General features: G+C 66.7%; 14 protein-coding genes. 9 read left to right on the plus strand and 5 right to left on the minus strand.

All coding sequences use genetic code 11. The features are described from left to right. Positions 1-10 precede the first annotated feature (10 nt). Positions 11-1,009 (minus strand): AraC family transcriptional regulator, encoded by a 999-nt coding sequence (locus tag E0W60_RS01075; RefSeq protein ID WP_240745797.1) that lies wholly within the window; start codon positions 1,007-1,009, stop codon positions 11-13. A gap of 271 nt (positions 1,010-1,280) precedes the next feature. On the opposite strand from E0W60_RS01075, the gene E0W60_RS01080 reads away from it, so the two are divergent. From E0W60_RS01080 to E0W60_RS01095, 4 genes are all read left to right on the plus strand, one after another. Next, positions 1,281-2,333, plus strand: a complete 1,053-nt coding sequence (locus E0W60_RS01080; protein ID WP_133094623.1) for a 3-keto-5-aminohexanoate cleavage protein — start codon at positions 1,281-1,283, stop codon at positions 2,331-2,333. 86 nt (positions 2,334-2,419) lie between these two features. After that, positions 2,420-2,623, plus strand: coding sequence for a DUF1289 domain-containing protein (locus E0W60_RS01085; RefSeq protein WP_133094622.1), 204 nt, complete (start codon positions 2,420-2,422; stop codon positions 2,621-2,623). Positions 2,624-2,680: 57 nt separating this feature from the next. Next, a complete protein-coding gene (locus E0W60_RS01090; protein ID WP_133094621.1) occupies positions 2,681-3,379 on the plus strand; it encodes a DsbA family oxidoreductase in 699 nt (232 codons plus the stop codon). Positions 3,380-3,501: 122 nt separating this feature from the next. Beyond that, positions 3,502-4,479 carry a tripartite tricarboxylate transporter substrate binding protein gene (locus E0W60_RS01095; protein WP_133094620.1) on the plus strand — a complete coding sequence of 326 codons (978 nt, stop codon included), beginning with the start codon at positions 3,502-3,504 and terminating at the stop codon, positions 4,477-4,479. Between the two features lie 578 nt (positions 4,480-5,057). Here E0W60_RS01095 and E0W60_RS01105 read toward each other — a convergent pair. The 3 genes from E0W60_RS01105 to E0W60_RS01115 are packed head-to-tail and all read right to left on the minus strand — an operon-like array spanning position 5,058 to position 8,570. Beyond that, positions 5,058-6,704 (minus strand): fatty acid--CoA ligase, encoded by a 1,647-nt coding sequence (locus E0W60_RS01105; RefSeq protein ID WP_133094751.1) that lies wholly within the window; start codon positions 6,702-6,704, stop codon positions 5,058-5,060. Positions 6,705-6,727: 23 nt separating this feature from the next. Next, on the minus strand, positions 6,728-7,576 hold the full coding sequence (locus E0W60_RS01110) for a TauD/TfdA dioxygenase family protein (RefSeq protein WP_135702733.1): 849 nt from the start codon (positions 7,574-7,576) through the stop codon (positions 6,728-6,730). A 13-nt stretch (positions 7,577-7,589) separates the two neighbouring features. Next, positions 7,590-8,570 (minus strand): quinone oxidoreductase family protein, encoded by a 981-nt coding sequence (locus E0W60_RS01115; protein WP_133094618.1) that lies wholly within the window; start codon positions 8,568-8,570, stop codon positions 7,590-7,592. 191 nt (positions 8,571-8,761) lie between these two features. Here E0W60_RS01115 and E0W60_RS01120 point away from each other — a divergent pair, with 191 nt between their 5' ends. Both E0W60_RS01120 and E0W60_RS01125 read left to right on the plus strand, forming a co-directional pair. Continuing rightward, on the plus strand, positions 8,762-9,808 hold the full coding sequence (locus tag E0W60_RS01120) for an AraC family transcriptional regulator (protein ID WP_205751614.1): 1,047 nt from the start codon (positions 8,762-8,764) through the stop codon (positions 9,806-9,808). A 48-nt stretch (positions 9,809-9,856) separates the two neighbouring features. After that, on the plus strand, positions 9,857-10,873 hold the full coding sequence (locus tag E0W60_RS01125; protein WP_135702734.1) for an AraC family transcriptional regulator: 1,017 nt from the start codon (positions 9,857-9,859) through the stop codon (positions 10,871-10,873). A gap of 18 nt (positions 10,874-10,891) precedes the next feature. Here E0W60_RS01125 and E0W60_RS01130 read toward each other — a convergent pair whose 3' ends face one another. Further along, the gene (locus E0W60_RS01130; protein WP_133094750.1) at positions 10,892-11,374 is read right to left on the minus strand and encodes a VOC family protein; all 483 of its coding nucleotides are present in this window, start codon (positions 11,372-11,374) and stop codon (positions 10,892-10,894) included. A gap of 412 nt (positions 11,375-11,786) precedes the next feature. Here E0W60_RS01130 and E0W60_RS37300 point away from each other — a divergent pair, with 412 nt between their 5' ends. From E0W60_RS37300 to E0W60_RS01145, 3 genes are all read left to right on the plus strand, one after another. After that, positions 11,787-12,032, plus strand: a complete 246-nt coding sequence (locus E0W60_RS37300) for a hypothetical protein (RefSeq protein WP_205751615.1) — start codon at positions 11,787-11,789, stop codon at positions 12,030-12,032. A gap of 301 nt (positions 12,033-12,333) precedes the next feature. Then, the gene (locus tag E0W60_RS01140) at positions 12,334-13,731 is read left to right on the plus strand and encodes a hypothetical protein (RefSeq protein WP_135702735.1); all 1,398 of its coding nucleotides are present in this window, start codon (positions 12,334-12,336) and stop codon (positions 13,729-13,731) included. A 97-nt stretch (positions 13,732-13,828) separates the two neighbouring features. Next, on the plus strand, positions 13,829-17,236 hold the full coding sequence (locus E0W60_RS01145) for an adenylate/guanylate cyclase domain-containing protein (RefSeq protein ID WP_135702736.1): 3,408 nt from the start codon (positions 13,829-13,831) through the stop codon (positions 17,234-17,236). The last annotated feature ends 4 nt before the right edge of the window (positions 17,237-17,240 follow it).

Below are 17,240 nucleotides of genomic sequence, written 5' to 3' on the forward strand. Positions count from 1 at the left end.
CGTTGCTGCGCTAAGGCGTGCGGCGGTACGTGTTTGGCGTGCTGCCGGTCCAGTGCCGGAAGGCGCGGTGGAAGGCAGTCGGATTGTCGAAACCCACGTCGAAGGCAATGGCCGTGATCGCGTCATCGGAGCGCGTCAGGCGCTGGATGGCAATGTCGCGCCGCACGCCGTCCTTGATCGCCTGGAAGGTGGTGCCCTCCGCGGACAGCCGGCGGCAGAGCGTGCGCACCGAGCAGTGCAGCGCCGCCGCCACGGCTTCGATGGTCGGCGCTACCGGCAGGCAATCCGCCACGTACTGCCTGACGCGATGACAGGTCATGGGCTCGGCAAACGTGACAAAGATCCAGTCCTCGGGCGCGCGTGCCAGGAATTTCTCAAGGTCGGACTTGCGTTGCCGCACCGGCATGTCGAGGAATGCCGCGTCGAAGGCAATGCCGCCGCGCTCGCAGCCGAAATGCACCGGGCCGGGAAACAGGTAGAGATGGTCACTCGCCTGCGCGGGGCGCGCTGACGGCAGCTGCACCGCCTGCAGCGGGATCTTGTGGCGGATCAGCCATGACGCCACGCCATGCACCAGCTTCAGCATCAGCTCGCGTGCCATCGGGCCCACGGCCGGACCGGCTGCAGCCTCCACCAGTTCCACATGCGCGGCACTGCCTTCGCGCCGCGACTCCACGCGGAACTCATCCAGCAGCAGCCGGAAGAACTGCCCGAAGCGATGCAGCGCGACTTCGAGCCGTGGCGCATCCAGCAAGCTCAGGCACAGGTACTTGAGCGTGCCGTTGCGCAGCGGACGGCTGAAGATGCCGGGCATCTCATCGTCGAGCTCGTGCGCCAGCAGCCGGTACAAGGTCGAGAACTGCTCCTGCGTCACGCGTGCCGCGGGCTCGTCCATCAGCTCCGTGGCAATGCCGGAACGCGCCGCCAGCTGCGCGATCAGCGCAGGATCGGCACCGGGCAGGAAGCCATGGACGAAGGAAACCGGGACGGTGGGGGACAGGCAATTCACTTGAAAAACCGGCATCGGATGCCGCGGGTGGGAGACGAAAATACGGCGCGTCTGCGCCATCGCCCCGACACTGTGCAACGTTGCCCCGGCCGCGCACATCGTGTTTTCCCTGACTGTCCCGAAATGTCAAGCGATCGTCCCGGATCGTCAAATTGCTTCATGCCGTTCGCCGATACTTCAGGCCATCGAATGACGATGAAAACAGGCCGACGGAACGCGAACCAGCAGGTTCTGCCCGGACCGCCTGCCGACAACACCCAGGAGCAACAGCATGCAATTCCTCGACGATTCCCTGCACCCCGAGAACATGGACAAGGTGGTCATCACCGTGGCGCCGTACGGTCCGGAATGGATGCCGGCAGATTTCCCGGAAGACATCCCCGTGACCATGGAAGAGCAGGTGCAGAAGGCCGTCGACTGCTATAACGCCGGCGCCACCGTGCTGCACCTGCACGTGCGCGAACTGGATGGCAAGGGTTCCAAGCGCCTGTCGAAGTTCAACGAGCTGATCGCCGGCGTGCGCGCAGCCGTGCCCGACATGATCATCCAGGTCGGCGGCTCGATCTCGTTCGCGCCGGAAGACGACGGCCAGGCCGCCAAGTGGCTGTCGGACGACACCCGCCACATGCTGGCCGAACTGGACCCGAAGCCGGACCAGGTCACCGTGGCGATCAACACCACGCAGATGAACATCATGGAGCTGCTGTACCCGGAATACACCGCGGGTACCTCGCTGTCCCATCCGGCCTACGTCGAAGCTTATCGCGAAATGACCGTGCCGGCCGGCCCGGGCTGGGTGGAAGAGCACCTGCGCCGCTTGAGCAACGCTGGCGTCCAGCCGCACTTCCAGCTGACCGGCATGCACGCCCTCGAAACCCTCGAGCGGATGGTGCGCGCCGGCAAGTACATGGGCCCGCTGAACCTGACCTGGATCGGCATCGGCGGCGGCTTCGACGGTCCCAACCCGTTCAACTTCTTCAACTTCATCCACCGCGCGCCCAACGGCTGCACGCTGACCGCCGAGTCGCTGCTGAAGAACGTGCTGCCGTTCAACATGATGGCGATGGCGATGGGCCTGCACCCGCGCTGCGGCATCGAGGACACGATCATCGACCAGCACGGCAACCGCATGACCTCGGTGCAGCAGATCGAGCAATGCGTGCGGGTGGCCAAGGAACTGGGCCGCGAGATCGCCTCGGGCAAGGAAGCGCGCGAGATCTACCGCATCGGCACCTGGTACGACAGCGCCGAGGAAACCCTTGCGGCGCACGGCATGGCGCCCAACCGCAAGCCCGGGCAGAAGAACCTGCCGGTGCGCGCCTGACGCGCATCGCCCGGCCGCGGGGCGTCCCGCCCCGGCCGGGCATCGGCGCCCCGCGCGCCTGCCCGAACCACAACACCGCTGAAGCCATGAATCCTGCCCCCGCCGTCGCCAATCCGTGCCTCAACATCTGCCGCCTGGACGTGGCCGGCAAGTATTGCCAGGGCTGCGGCAGGACCCCGCTGGAAATCGGCACCTGGGACCGGATGACCGAGGCCCGGCGCGCCGAGGTGCTGGCCGAGCTGCCCGCCCGCCAGCCCTGGCGCCGCGCGCAAGCCGCGTCCGCCCCCTGATTCCCCTCGCCCGCCGCCAGGCACGCATGCGGCGGCGGGCGCCATCAAGCTGCTGCCATGACCCACCCCACGACGCTTACGGTCGATGCCTACTTCGACCTGATCTGCCCCTGGTGCATGATCGGCAAGAAGCACCTCGAAACCGCCATTGAATGGCTCGCCCGGGAGTACCCGAAAGTTGCCGTCCGGGTCGCCTGGCACTCTTATCCGCTGATCCCGACCACGCCACCGGAGGGCAGGCCCTACCGCGAGTTCTACCTCGCGCGGCTGGGAGGCCCCGAGGCCATGGCCGCGCGCCAGGCGCAAGTCTGCGCTGCCGCGCGCGAAGCCGGCATCACGCTGGCGCTGGATCGCATCGAGACCTTTCCCAGCACGCTGCTGGCCCACCGGCTGGTCCGCCACGCCGTCAGGCAAGCCGGCCCCGAGGCCGCTTCGGCGCTGCTGGACGAGCTGTTCACGCGCTACTTCATCCGCGCCGAGAACATCGGCGATCCGCAAGTCCTGCGGCGCGCCGCGGCAGCCTGCGGCATCGCACTGCCTGACGCAGGCGCCGACGGCGACCTGCCCGATCTGGACTGGCTGCCCCCGCTGCACGACCCGGACGCCCCGCCGCTGCGCACCGGCTTCGGCGTGCCGCATGTGGTGTTCAACGGCACGCACAGCGTGTCGGGCGCCCGGCCGCCTTCGGTGCTGGTCGAAGCCATGCAGCGGGCCCTTGCGCGCGCGAAGCAGCGCGCCACGCTCGCTGCCGGCTGAAGCTCCCCCGCCGGTATTCAAACCGGCGCGCGCCCCCATCTCTTCAACCTGAGCCCATGACCATCCCGACAAGAAGGCTGGCATGGGCAAGTTTCATCTCATATCTTTAAACGGAGACAACCATGCCAACCCGCCCCACCCTGTTCCGTCCCCGCCACGCCGCGGTTGCCGCCATGCTGGCACTGGCGATGCCGGCCGCGATGGCCTGGACCAGCAAGCCCGTGCGCATGCTGGTGCCGGCGCCTGCCGGCGGCACCATGGACGTGATCGCACGCCTGCTGGCCGACCAGCTTTCGGCCGACCTCGGCACGCCCGTGGTGGTCGACAACAAGCCGGGCGCCGGCGGCGGCATCGCGATTAGCGCGATGCTGGCCGCGCCGCCCGACGGCCAGACCATCATGGTGACCGCGACCAACGTGCTGACCGAAGTGCCGCACGTGCTGAAGACTCCCTACAACACCATGAAGGACATCCGCCCGCTGGCCGCCGTGGCCCGCTCGCGGCTGCTGCTGGTGGGCTCGCCGACGCTGCCCGCCAAGGACTTCAACGGCCTGGTGAGCTACGCGCGTGCCAACCCCGGCAAGCTCAGCTTCGCTTCCTACAGCGCCGGCACCGCTTCGCACTACGCGGGCGTGATCGTGAACCAGAAGTCCGGCATGGACCTGCAGCACGTGCCGTTCGCCGGCTCGGCGCCAGCGCTGGCCCAGGTGATGGGCGGCCAGATCGCCGTGATGTACGACGGCATGGTGACGTCGCTGCCGATGATCAAGGCGGGCAAGCTGCAGCCGTACGCCGTGGCATCGAAGAACCGCTCGCCGCTGCTGCCGCAGGTGCCGACCTTCGCCGAACTGGGCTATCCCGATGTGGAGTTCAGCAACTGGGTCGGCGTGATCGCATCGGCGCGCGTGCCGGTCGAACTGGCGCAGAAGATCCAGACCGCGACCTACAAGGCCGCGGCGACACCCAAGGTGCAGGAGCGGATGCAGGCGCTGAGCTATGAGCCGATGCAGCCACAGTCGCTGCAGCAGCTCGGGCAGTCGCTGCACGAAGAGTTCGAGCGCAATGGCGCGATTGTGAAGGCGTTCAATATCCAGCCTTGATCGGGCGCTTTTGTTCCACTGGTTTGCTTCCCTTTCCCATAAATGGGAGAGAGGAGAAAGCACTGCCGGCACCAGGCTTCGTCGCACCCACACGCCTCCCTCGGGAGGCGTTTCTCATGTGTGCCGAGCATGCCCAACAGCTCGGTGGTGCAGGTCCCCTATCCAACCTGATGGTGGTGAAGGATTAGCGAAGCGCAAGGGCTCCACCGTGAGGTGGGGTCTGAAGGAAGCGTGGAGCAAAGCCACGACCTGACGAACAGAAATCAGATACGAGGCCTGGTACCTGAAGTCGCACTGGGCTGGGCTACTTCGGCTTCAGTGAGTGGCCAAGCGTGCTGCGCGATCTCGAGTGCTGGCTGCGCCGGCGCTTGCGCTGCTTCCTCCGCTTGCGCGAGAGAGGGTGAGGGCAGGCGCATGGCAAGCATCGCTGCCGGCACCAGGCTTCGTCAGCCCCCGCACGCCTTTCTCGGGAGGCGTTTCTACTTGCCGGCGAAAGCGCGTCGCCCTTTCGCAAGCTCAACAAAAAAAAAGCGCCAGTCCCCGCCCGAGGACTGGCGCCAAGCTCCTTACCTTCCCTTTCAGGCTACGTCTTCCCGCAGCTGCTTCTTGTTGATCTTGCCCACGCTGGTCTTCGGGATCGCCTCGACGAACGTGATGCGGTCGGCTTCAGGCACCGCGTACTTGCTGATGCGCTGCGATTCGACGTGGCCCAGCAGGTGCGCGCGGACCTGTTCCGCATTCACCTCCACGCCCGGCTTGCGTACCACGAACGCCATCGGCCGCTCGCCCCACCTGGCGTCGGGGACACCGATCACCGCGCATTCCAGCACGCCTGGCACTTCGGTGATCAGATTCTCCACCTCGATCGACGACACCCACTCGCCGCCGGTCTTGATCACGTCCTTGATGCGGTCGACGATCTGCACGAAGCCGTCCTGCCCCATCACCGCGACGTCCTGCGTGTGCAGGTAGCCGCCGGCCCACAGGTCTTCCGATGCCGCCGGCTTGCCGAAGTACGCCTTGGTCAGGAACGGCGCACGCAGCACGATCTCGCCGCGGCTCTTGCCGTCGTGCGGCAGGTCCTGCATGTCTTCGCTGACGATGCGGTAGTCCACCAGCGTCACCGGGCGGCCGGTGGAGCAGCGCATGCGCACTTCTTCGGCACGGTCCTTCGGCACGCACCCGGGCGGCAGCTGCGCCAGCGACACGATCGGGCCGGTCTCCGACATGCCGTAGCCGGCGAAGATGTCGATGCCGCGATCCAGGGCCGCCTCGCACAGCGCGGGCGGCAACGCCGAGCCACCGATGATGATCTTCCAGCCCGACAGGTCCGGCTTGCCGTCGGCGGAGGCCTGCAGCAGCATCTGCAGGATGGTTGGCACGCAGTGCGAGAAAGTGACCTTCTCGGTCTCGCGCAATTTCAGCAGCTGGTCGGGCAGGTAGCGGCCCGGCAGCACCGTGCGCAGCCCGAGCATCACGGCGACATACGGGATGCCCCATGCCAGCACGTGGAACATCGGCGTGATCGGCATGTAGACATCTTCACGATGCATGCGCTGTCCTTCGCGCGGCGAGCACAGGCTCGTCGCCGACGCCAGCGTGTGCAGCACGATCTCGCGGTGGCTGTAGCAGACACCCTTCGGATCGCCGGTGGTGCCGGTGGTATAGAAGGTGGCGGCCTTGGTGTTCTCGTCGAAATCCGCGAACTCGAAGTCCGCGGGCGCATGCTCCAGCAGCGCCTCGTACTCGCCGGCGAACGGCACGCTGGACTTCGGCACGTCCTGGCCATCGGCCAGCAGCACGAAGCGCGGGTTGCCGGTGAGCTGCGGGCGGATCTGCTCGATCACCGGCAGGAAATCCGGGTGCACCAGCACGATCGCGGCGCCTGCATCGTTGAGCGTGTAGAGGATCTGCTGGGGCGACAGCCGCACATTGACGGTGAACAGCGTGGCGCCCATCATCGGTACGCCGAAATAGCATTCCAGGTAGCGGTGGCTGTCCCAGTCCATCACGGCCACGGTGCTGCCGTGGCGGATGTCCAGCGCAGCCAGCGCAGACGCCAGCTTGCCGATGCGGCGGCGGAAATCGCGGAAGGTGTAGCGCATTTCGCCGCGGTAGCTGATCTCCTGGTCGCCATAGAGGCTCAGGGCATTGGTCAGCAGCTGCTTGACCAGCAGCGGATAGGCGTAGGCCGACTTGGCCGGCGTGATCAGGTTGTCTTGCATGTTCATTCGCTCGAATCCAGGGTTCAGTACGGCCTGGTGCCGATGATGCCGGCCCGCTCCATCTTGCGGTGGCACGGCGGATAATCCATCACAGCATAGTGCTGCGTCGCGGTGTTGTCCCAGATCGCCACGCTGTCGGGCGCCCAGCGCCAGCGCACCTGGTACTCGGGGATGTACGCCTGGCTTACCAGGTAGCGCAGCAGGTCGGCGGCGCCCGGGTTGGCGTCCTGCCCGAAGCGCACGCGCGCGGCGGTGTGGTAGTTGGTGAAGTGCGTGGTGAAGGCGTTGACGTAAAGCACCTTCTCGCCGGTGTCCGGGTGCGTGCGCACCACCGGATGCTCGGCATCGGGATACTGCGCCTTCAGCGCCAGGCGCTTCTCGACCGGCATGGCGGCGCCGAAGCTCGCTTCGATGCTATGGCGCGCGCGCAGGTCGGCGATCTGCGTCTTGATGTGCTCGGGCAGCCGTTCGTAAGCCAGCGCCATGTTCGCCCACATGGTGTCGCCGCCAACCGGCGGGCATTCCACGCAGCGCAGCACCGCGCCGAACTGCGGCGCCTCGCGCCACGTGGTGTCGGAGTGCCAGGCGTTCTCGTAGCGGTCGTTGGGCTGGTCGGGCGTCTTGTAGATGCGCACCAGGCCGGGGTGTTCCGGGTCGCTGCCGGCCACCGGATGGTCTTCCAGTTCGCCGAAGCGGCTGGCGAAGGCGACATGCTCGGCCCGGCTGAACTTCTGGTCGCGCAGGAACAGCACGCGGTGCTGCAGCAGCAACGCGCGGATCTCGGCGAACAGGCCGTCGTCGCGCACGGCATCGGCCAGGTTGACGCCGCTCAGTTCGGCGCCCAGCGCGCAGGTGAGTTGTTGGACTCGCATGGCTTTTGGCTCCTCAGATGACAAAGATCGACGAACCGGTGGTCTTGCGCGACTCCAGGTCGATATGCGCCTGCACCGCGTCTTCGAGCGCGTAGCGCTGGTTGATCTCGATCCGGATGCGGCCGGAGCCGACATGATCGAACAGTTCCCCGGCCAGTTGCGCCTTCTCGGCCGGATCGAAGATGTAGTCGGCCAGCGCCGGACGGGTCAGGAACAGCGAGCCCTTCATCGCCAGCAGCACCGGGTCGAACGGCGGGATCGGGCCGGAGGCCGTGCCGACGCAGACCATGGTGCCGCGGCGGCGCAGCGAATCCAGCGAAGACGTGAAGGTGCTCTTGCCGACGCTGTCGAACACCACCGACACGCCGACGCCGTCGGTCAGTTCGCGCACGCGCTTGGCCACGTCTTCATGGCTGTAGTTGATGATGTGGTCGCAGCCATGGGCACGCGCCACTTCGGCCTTGGCCTCGCTCGACACCGTGCCGATCACGGTCAGTCCCAGCAGCTTGGCCCACTGCGAAACGATCAGGCCCACGCCGCCGGCTGCCGCGTGCAGCAGGATGGTTTCGCCCGGCTGGAACGCATGGATGCGGCGCATCAGGTACGCCGAAGTCAGGCCGCGCATGGTCATCGCCGCCGCGGTCTCGAAGCCGATGGTGTCGGGCAGGCGGATCAGCGGCGCCGCCGGCACCAGGCGCTCGGTGCTGTAGGCGCCCAGCGTGTTGATAAAGCCGGTATACGTGACGCGATCGCCCACGGCGACGTTGGTCACGCCCGGGCCGATGGCCTGCACCACGCCCGAGGCTTCCACGCCCATGCCGGACGGCAGCGGCACCGGGTAGGTGCCGTTGCGGAAATAGGTGTCTGCGTAGTTCAGGCCCACCGCCACGTGGCGGATGCGCACCTGTCCCGCGCCGGGCTCTCCCACCGCCGCGTCTTCGTAACGCAACACTTCGGGGCCGCCAGTCTCATACATGCGGACGATCTTTGCCATGCAGTTGTCTCCTTGGAACGTTGCGGCACCGATGTGTGCCGCGCATGCTGCCAATGTAGGTCGCCGCGGCCGCGGCAGCTTTGCAATAGGCTCCAGCGGCTTTGCATTTCATGCCAAGCCCGCCTATCATGCCGCTGCAAAGACAATGCGGCGGCCTTCCCAAGGCCAGCCGCCATAAGCGGGAGACAACCTTGGACACCCTGGTACGTGCAGCAGCACTGACCAATTTCTTTGAAGTGGCCGGCGCGCTCGGCCTCAATACTCAGCCTTTGCTGCGCACCGCCAGGCTTAGCCGGGCGCTGCTGGCCGATCCGGACCAGCGCATCCCGGTAGGCGCCTGCGCCGCGCTGCTGGAAGCCGCGGCCAGGGCGGCGGACTGCCCCACCTTCGGCCTGCGCATGGCGGAATCCCGGCAGCTATCGGACTTTGGCGTGATGAGCCTGCTGATCAGCCAGCAGCCAACGCTGCGCGCCGCGCTCGCCACGATCATCCGCTACCGGCACCTGGTCAACGAATCGGTGTCGATCCTGCTGGAAGAGGCCGGCGGCGCGGTCATCATCCGCCAGGAAATCGTGCTCGACCAGCCTTCGCGCCAGGGCACCGAGCTGGCGCTGGGGGTGGTGTTCCGCCTGTGCCGGGCCTTGCTCGGCTCGCACTGGCGCCCGCTCAGCATCAACTTTACGCACCCGGCGCTCGCCGACCTGCGCGTGCACCGGCGCCTGTTTGGCTGCCCGCTCGAGTTCGACAGCGAATTCAACGGCATCGTGTGCCGGGCAGCCGACCTCGACGCGCCCAACCCGACCGGCGATCCGGCGATGGCGCGCTATGCCGAGCGCTTTGTCGACACGCTGCCGCGCATCAACTCGCCCAGCATCGGCCGCGATGTGCGCAATGCCGTCTACCTGATGCTGCCGATGGGCCGCGCCACCTGCGAAGCCGTGGCGCAGGGACTGGGACTGAGCCTGCGCACCATGCAGCGCCAGCTCGACGAAGCCGGCGAAACCTTCACCGATATCCTCAATGAAGTGCGGCGCGAACTGGCGCTGCGCTATGTGGAGAACCCGCAATACGCCATGCTGCGCGTGGCGGAGCTGCTGGGATACAGCTCGGCCAGCACGTTCACGCGCTGGTTCTCGCTCCAGTTCGGCGAGCCGCCGCTGGCATGGCGCCGGCGGCACGCAAACGGCAACACCAGCGGCAACGCAAGCGCTGCCGGTGCCGAGGCCACGCAACGATGAGCCCTTCGCACACCATCGGCGTGCATTTCGCGACAATCGGATAACGCGATGTCTTACTACCTGCGCAGCGCCAGCCTGACCAACTACGTTGAAGTGGCACGTGCCGTCGGCCTCGATCCGCACCAGCAGATGCGTGCGGCCAAGATCAGCCGCGACGTGCTGCTCGATCCCGATATCCGCATCCCTGCCGCGCTGGTGGGACGGCTGCTTGACGCGTCGGCACGCGCCGCGCAGGTGGACGACTTCGGCCTGCGCATGGCGGAGCTGCGCCAGTTCTCCAACCTGGGGCCGCTGGCCTTCGTGGTGCGCGAGCAGCCCACGCTGCGCCGCGCGCTGGAGTCCATGGTGCGATACATGGGCCTGCAGAACGAATCGCTGGCGATGCGCCTGGAGGAATCCGAAGGACTGGTCATCATCCGGCTCCAGGTCCTGAGCGAGGAATCCGGCGTGCTGCGCCAGGCCACCGACCTGGCCGTGGGCGTGATGTTCCGCATGCTGAGCCTGTTCCTGGGGACTTCGTGGCGCCCGCGCAGCATCTGCTTCACGCACCCCGCACCCGCCAGCGTGGCGACCTGCATGCGCGTGTTCGGCATCGACCCGCTGTTCAACCAGGACTTCGACGGCATCGTCTGCGCCGCCGCCGACCTGGAGGCCCCGCTGCCGTCCTACGACCCCGCGATGGCAGGCCAGGTCAAGCGCTACCTCGGCAGCCTGCTGGCCCAGGCCAACGCCACCGCGCCGGACAAGGTGCGCAAGCTGGTTTACGTCCTGCTGCCCACGGGCATGTGCTCGGTCGACCGGGTGGCGCAGCACCTGGGGGTGGACCGGCGCACCATCCACCGCCGCCTGGCGCGGGATCAGACCAGCTATTCCGAGATCCTGAACCAGGTGCGTGCGGGGCTGGTGGTCGGCTATATCGAGAACCCCGACAGGCCGCTGTCGGAGGTGGCCACGCTGCTGGGATTTACTTCACTGAGCACGTTTTCGCGCTGGTTCAGCGGCGAGTTCGGCTGCAGCGTGTCGAAGTGGCGGTCGCAGCAGGCGCAGCAAGCGCAGCACGCGTAGGCTCGAGGCGCGCCGGGATCAGGTTCCGCGCCGGGCCGCCTCGATTTTTGCGATATCGATTTTCCGCATCGTCATCATCGCTTCGAAGGCGCGCTTGGCCGCCGCGGGATCGGAATCGAATACCGCCGCGGTCAGCGCGCGCGGCGTGATCTGCCACGACAATCCCCACCGGTCCTTGCACCAGCCGCATTCGCTTTCCTGCCCGCCGTTGCCGACGATGGCATTCCACAGGCGGTCGGTTTCGGCCTGGTCGTCCGTCGCGATCTGGAAGGAAAACGCCTCGCTGTGCTTGAAATGCGGGCCGCCGTTGAGGCCAAGGCAGGGAATGCCGGCAACGGTGAACTCTACCGTCAGGACATCGCCTTGCTTGCCATCGGGATAGTCGCCGGGGGCGCGGTGGACGGCCTTGACAGCGCTGTCGGGGAAGGTCTCGGCATAGAAGTTCGCGGCATCCAGCGCGTCGCGGTCGTACCACAAACAGATCGTATTCTTGCTCGGCATGTTGTGTCTCCTTGGAAAGGTGAGCACGGGGCATCCGTGGTCGTCGAACACTCAAGGGCGCCGGCCAGGCACGGTGTGCCGGTCGGCCGCCCAGGCGTCGATATTAGACTTATCTGGCCGCATCCCCAATATGCCGTGGACGCCATAAGCCGGCGCTAGCGTGCCCGCCCATCGCGGCAATTTGATCCGCCCCGCCCCCGAGGGGCGCGACGGTGGCGCCATCCAGACGCACTTGGTGGTCGAGGTACATGTAGTGCCATGAGAGCTTCGCCGCCCCTTTGGTCAGTACGCCTCTCGTCTGAGGAGCACCGGGATAGTGACAGGCGTGCCCATCATCCCGCCACGACTTCGCTAAGACCAACATGACGGTGGACAATCCGATCGGCCACCGTAGCGCCCGGCTATCCCCCCAATGCGGCCGACGCTTTTCCACGAAGGCCGCAATTCCCTCCTTCGCGTCGTCGGTCGCGGCCACCTGGCAGAACGTATCAAAGGCGTGCAGCCCGCCATGAGCCGCCAGGTGTGGATCTGCCGGTCGGCGACGATGCCGGTCACGCTCGCCGCAAGCACGGTGTGGACGCAGTTGCTGGAGATTACCGCCGGGCTGGTCGACGGCGGTGTGTGGCCAGCGCGTTCGGTCCGCAGGCCCGGTTCCTGATCCTGCCCCTTTCGGGGCATGGTTGCGCGGCACATTTCTCATTGTGAAAGCGTCGCTTATTGATCATTGCGGGGATCCATGACCGTCGCCTATCCTGTCCTAACCGGCACGGCGAATCTGTGCGGTACAAGACATAGCCGGACAAGAATTAACAATAACAAGGACAAGGGGAATCTCCCCAAATACGGGCTGATGCGAGAAGCATGCGCCGTCCGCGCGCTCGGCCTGACTGGAATCATGGGGTGAAACCATCGCACGCGGTGCAGTACCGGCCGTGAGCGGGATTCTCCGTTGACAAAACATGGCCGATGCATTCCTGTTCAGCAAACCCTTCACGTTTCTCGCCTGTCCCGGCATGCCGGAAGTCAGGTCCGGCGTCGATGCACTGGAATCGCTGCCCGGACATATGTTCTGGCTCGAGAACGAGGACTTCATCCGCAGCGTCCACGTGCCGGACTTCCTCGCACAGAGCCGCGCCGCCCTCGAGGCGGTGATGCCCGGCGGGGCCGCGCTGGTTGACGCGAAGGCCGACGAGATCCGGCGCAGCACGCATCTCATCTCCGCCCTGCAGCGCCTCGGCCCCGAAGCGGCCGCTGCCGCGCACTCGTACTGCTACTGGCGCTATTCCGCCGACGTACTCGGGCGCTCGCAAGGGATTCCGCGCAGCGCGATCGAGCGCCAGTTCGACCGCGCGGTCGCGCCGCGCGACGGTGCGCACAAGCTGGAATGGATCTGCCCTTGCTGCGATGGCCAGGCGCACTACCAGGTCGACGGACTGCTCGCGTCGCAACGCGTGGCACGGCAGGGCGGGTTCTCGGTGGAATGCCCGCATTGCGGGCATCGGGAGCGCCTGTATGCCGGCTTCCTGCACGCCGGCCGGCTGGAGTGTCAGTGCAGCATCTGCACCGGCTTCATCCAGACGCTGGCAGGCCAGCTTGCCAGGCCCGCTCGCAAGCTGGCGGGCGGGCTGGAAGCGTTTGCCTGGAAGCATGCCGTCGACACCATCGCGGAGATCCACGAACTGAAGGAGGCAGCCTTGCAGCGGCTGGCACGCGGCGATACGCCCTCGGACAACGCGATGGCGTTCGCGCATGCCGTGCAGGCGGATGCCGAACGCCCCCTGCCGGACATCCTCTGCCAGATCGATCCCACGCTCGAAGGCCGGCTCGACAAGAACCCCCGGGTGTGGGCGCTGCTGTGCGAGCTGCTGCAGGAAGGCGTACTCGACTGCGAGTGCACGATCTACGATCAGGACAAGTGCCAGCAGGTCGCGCTGGAGCTTGCGTTGCTCGACGACGACCCGGCAGCGGCCAATCCCGCGGCCCATGATCAGCTCACTACGCTGCTCAAGGGCTACGAGCCATCCAAGCGCGACACTTTCATCAGCTGGCTGCAGGCTCTCAAGCGCTTGCGGCTGTGCGTGGCGCGTTTCAATGTCGCCGTCGACGTGGCCTGGCGGCTCAGCGTGGAGCATTGCCGCATCCTGACCGCGCGGCAACCGGATGGCCCGGGCGCGGCTGGCCCCCATGCCAGCGGGCTGCCACGCTGGCAGCCCGCGCCGCGCCTGCGGCGACCGGACCGGCCGGTCTATCTCGACGCCGAGCTGGAAGCGGTGCAGCTGTTGAAGGCGCTCGGGTATATCGTGTTCAGTCCGGAGGATATCCGCTCGCAGCAGGACAACATGGAAGACATCTCGTAACGCGTTTTCCTGCTGAACCACGATCCCTGGCAACGCCTCTTGCGATGGACGGCTTTGGGCACTAATCCTATGAAGGACGCGTCCCCAAGGAGGCCCCATGGCGCAGTGCACAAAGTGCGGATGCGATAACACCGCGGGTGCCAACTTTTGCCAGCAGTGCGGCAGCGCCCTCGTCCGCCAGTGCCGCAGTTGCGGCCAAGCCCTGGCGCCGGCGGCGCGCTTCTGCAGTGCATGCGGCGAGCCTTGTGGGGAACCGGCACCCGCCGCGTCCACCGCGCCGGTCTCGCCGGTGTCCCCGGTGTCCTATACGCCACCCCACCTCGCCGAGCGCATCCGCAGCGAGCAGGCGGCGCTGGAAGCCCGCGGCGAGCCCGCCGGCGAGCGCAAGACCATCACCGTGCTGTTTGCGGACATGGCCGGCTCGACCGCGCTGATCCACGACCTGGATCCAGAGGACGCCCACCGGCTGATCACGCCGGTGATCGACCTGATGATGGAGGCGGTGCACTACTACGAGGGCTACGTTGCCAAGTCATTGGGCGACGGCATCCTGGCGCTGTTCGGCGCACCGATCGCGCACGAGGACCACCCCCAGCGTGCGCTCTACGCCGCGCTGCGCATGCAGAAGGCAATGCAGCGCCACAGCGACAGGCTCAGGCTGGAGCAAGGCATCTCGCTGCAGATCCGGGTCGGCATCCACACCGGCGAAGTGGTGGTGCGCTCGATCCGCAAGGACGATCTGCACACGGACTACGATCCGGTCGGCCACACCATCCACATCGCGTCGCGGATGGAAACCATGGCGGCGCTCTCGTCGATCTTCGTCAGCGAATCCACGCAGCGGCTTGCCGAAGGGTATTTCGCCTTCAAGCCGCTGGGCGTTGCGCAGGTCAAGGGCATTCCCATGCCGCTGGCCGTCTACGAGCTGACCGGCATCGGGCCGCTGCGTACACGCTTGCAGGTGTCGGCGCATCGGGGCCTGGCGTGCTTCGTCGGGCGCGGCCTGGAGCTGGAGACGTTGCACCAGGCACTGCAGCGATCCGCGGCGGGTCAGGGGCAGATCGTTGCGGTGGTCGGCGAGGCCGGAGTCGGCAAATCGCGGCTGTTCCATGAATTCAAGGCGCGTTCGCCGGGCAGCTGCCTGAAGCTGGAGACGTTCTCGGTGTCCCACGGCAAGGCCTTTGCCTACCTCCCGCTGATCGAGCTGGTGAAGAACTATTTCCAGATCGAGGCTCACGACGACGAACGGAAGGCCCGCGAAAAGGTGGCGGGCCGCGTGGTGATGCTCGACCGGGGACTGGAAGACGTGCTGCCATACCTGTTGCACCTGCTGGGCATCAGCGAGCCGGGCTCGGCGTTGCCGAACATGGATCCGCTGATCCGGCGCCAGCGCACCTTCGAGGCGATCACCACCCTGCTGGCGCGCGAGAGCCGCAACCAGCCGCTGGTGCTGCTGTTCGAGGACCTGCAATGGCTGGACAGCGAGACCGAAGCCTTCCTGGATGTACTCGTCGACCGCCTTGCCAACGCCAGGATCCTGCTGCTGCTGAACTACCGGCCCGAGTACCAGCATGGCTGGAGCCATCTTGACTGCTACACGCCGCTGCGGCTAGACCCGCTGGGCCTGGCGGAAGCCGGGCAACTGCTCACCGCGCTCCTCGGCGACGATCCGGCGCTGGCGGACCTCAAGCGCCTGATCCTGGCAAAGACCGAAGGCAATCCCTTCTTCATGGAAGAAGTGGTGCAAACCTTGTGCGAGGAAAAGGCGCTGCTTGGCGAGCCCGGCCACTACCGCATCGAGAAGACGCCCACGGCGCTCCATATCCCGACCACGGTACAGGGCGTGCTTGCCGCCCGCATCGACCGGCTGTCCCGTGCCGAGAAGGACTTGCTGCAAACCCTCGCCGTGATCGGGAAAGAGTTTACGCTCAGCCTGATCCAGCGGGTGGTCGCGCAACCCGATGAGCAGTTGCGCCCGCTGCTCGCCCAGCTGCAGGCGGGGGAATTTATCTACGAGCGGCCGGCCTTTCCCGACACCGAATACACCTTCAAGCATGCGCTGACCCAGGAAGTGGCCGGCAACAGCCTGCTGACGGAGCAGCGCACCGCGCTGCACCAGCGCACCGCCCAGGCGATCGAGGCCCTGTTCCAGAACCAGCTGAAGGACCACTACGGCGAACTGGCGCGGCATTACAGCCTCAGCGGCAACGACCCGAAGGCGGTGGAATACCTGCAGTACACGGGACAGCAGGCCATCCAGCGCTCGGCCTACCACGAGGCGATCAGCCACCTGAATGCCGCCCTGGAATTGCTCGGCCGCCAGCCGGACACCCCCGAACGCGCACACCAGGAGCTCGCGCTGCGGCTGGCCATCGGGCCGGCACTGATCGCCGCCCGGGGCTTTGCCGCCGCCGAGGTCGAGGCCACCTACAGCCGCGCGCTGGCCTTGTGCGGCCAGGGCGGCGACACGCTACAGCTGTTCCCGACGCTGGTCGGGCTGCGTACCTATTTCTCGCTGCGGGCGGAGCATGCGAAGGCTTACCGGCTGGGCAAGCAACTGCTGCGGCTGGCGGGGCGAACCAACGATCCGGAGCTGTCGGGAGAAGCGCATGTCGCGCTTGGGATGAGCGCGTATTACCTGGGCAGGTTCGGCATCGCGCATACCCATCTGCGCGCTGCCCTCGCGCTCTATGGCGCAGGACCGCATCTCACCCACCTGAATGTCCATGGCGTGGATCCCGAAGTGCGCGCCCTGTCGGCGTCAGCACTCGTGCTCTGGACGCTTGGCTATCCGGACCAGGCCCTCCAGTGCGCGCAGGACGGGCTTGCGCTGGCGCGGCAGATATCCCATCCCTTCAGTTTGGCGCATGCCCTGTGCCAGGCCGCGGAACTGCACCAGTTCCGCCGCGAGCCCCAACTCACGCAGGAATACGCCGATGCCGCCATCACGCTGTCGACCGAGCAGGGTTTCCCGCTGTGGCGCGCGTGGACCACCATCCTTCGCGGTTGGGCGCTAACGGAACAGGGGCAGCAGCAGGCAGGCATCGCGCTGATGCATGAAGGGCTGGACGCCTATCATGCGACCGGTGCGGTCCTGGGGAATTCGCACTTCCACTGCCTGCTGGCACACGCCTACGGACGCCAGGGACAATGGCAGGCGGGGCTGGACGCGCTTGCCGTGGCGAAGGACGCGGTGGACCAGACCGGGGAGCACTATTGCGACGCGGAATGGCACCGCCTGAACGGCGAGCTGGTACGGCAACGGTCGGCTGCCGAGGGGCGGCCTGAAGGCGACACCGAAGCGCAAGCGTGTTTCGACAAGGCGATGGAAGTGGCTCGCCACCAGCATGCCAGGTCGCTGGAATTGCGGGCCGCGCTGGACCTGGCGCAGCTATGGCGGCAGCAAGGCAAGGAGCAAGCGGCCATCCAGTTGCTGGCGGGCATCCGGGCCGGGCTGACGGAAGGCTTCGACAGCGCGGACATGCAGGCCGTGGCCGCCCGTTGATGCC

The organism is Cupriavidus oxalaticus, from assembly GCF_004768545.1.
Lineage (GTDB): Bacteria > Pseudomonadota > Gammaproteobacteria > Burkholderiales > Burkholderiaceae > Cupriavidus > Cupriavidus oxalaticus_A.

Coding starts and splice junctions, on each gene's coding strand:
- E0W60_RS01125 (WP_135702734.1), top strand. CDS start 9,857: ATGTCTTACTACCTGCGCAGCGCCAGCCTGACCAACTACGTTGAAGTG.
- E0W60_RS01115 (WP_133094618.1), bottom strand. CDS start 8,570: ATGGCAAAGATCGTCCGCATGTATGAGACTGGCGGCCCCGAAGTGTTG.
- E0W60_RS01145 (WP_135702736.1), top strand. CDS start 13,829: ATGGCGCAGTGCACAAAGTGCGGATGCGATAACACCGCGGGTGCCAAC.
- E0W60_RS01085 (WP_133094622.1), top strand. CDS start 2,420: ATGAATCCTGCCCCCGCCGTCGCCAATCCGTGCCTCAACATCTGCCGC.
- E0W60_RS37300 (WP_205751615.1), top strand. CDS start 11,787: ATGCGGCCGACGCTTTTCCACGAAGGCCGCAATTCCCTCCTTCGCGTC.
- E0W60_RS01110 (WP_135702733.1), bottom strand. CDS start 7,576: ATGCGAGTCCAACAACTCACCTGCGCGCTGGGCGCCGAACTGAGCGGC.
- E0W60_RS01095 (WP_133094620.1), top strand. CDS start 3,502: ATGCCAACCCGCCCCACCCTGTTCCGTCCCCGCCACGCCGCGGTTGCC.
- E0W60_RS01080 (WP_133094623.1), top strand. CDS start 1,281: ATGCAATTCCTCGACGATTCCCTGCACCCCGAGAACATGGACAAGGTG.
- E0W60_RS01105 (WP_133094751.1), bottom strand. CDS start 6,704: ATGCAAGACAACCTGATCACGCCGGCCAAGTCGGCCTACGCCTATCCG.
- E0W60_RS01090 (WP_133094621.1), top strand. CDS start 2,681: ATGACCCACCCCACGACGCTTACGGTCGATGCCTACTTCGACCTGATC.
- E0W60_RS01140 (WP_135702735.1), top strand. CDS start 12,334: ATGGCCGATGCATTCCTGTTCAGCAAACCCTTCACGTTTCTCGCCTGT.
- E0W60_RS01130 (WP_133094750.1), bottom strand. CDS start 11,374: ATGCCGAGCAAGAATACGATCTGTTTGTGGTACGACCGCGACGCGCTG.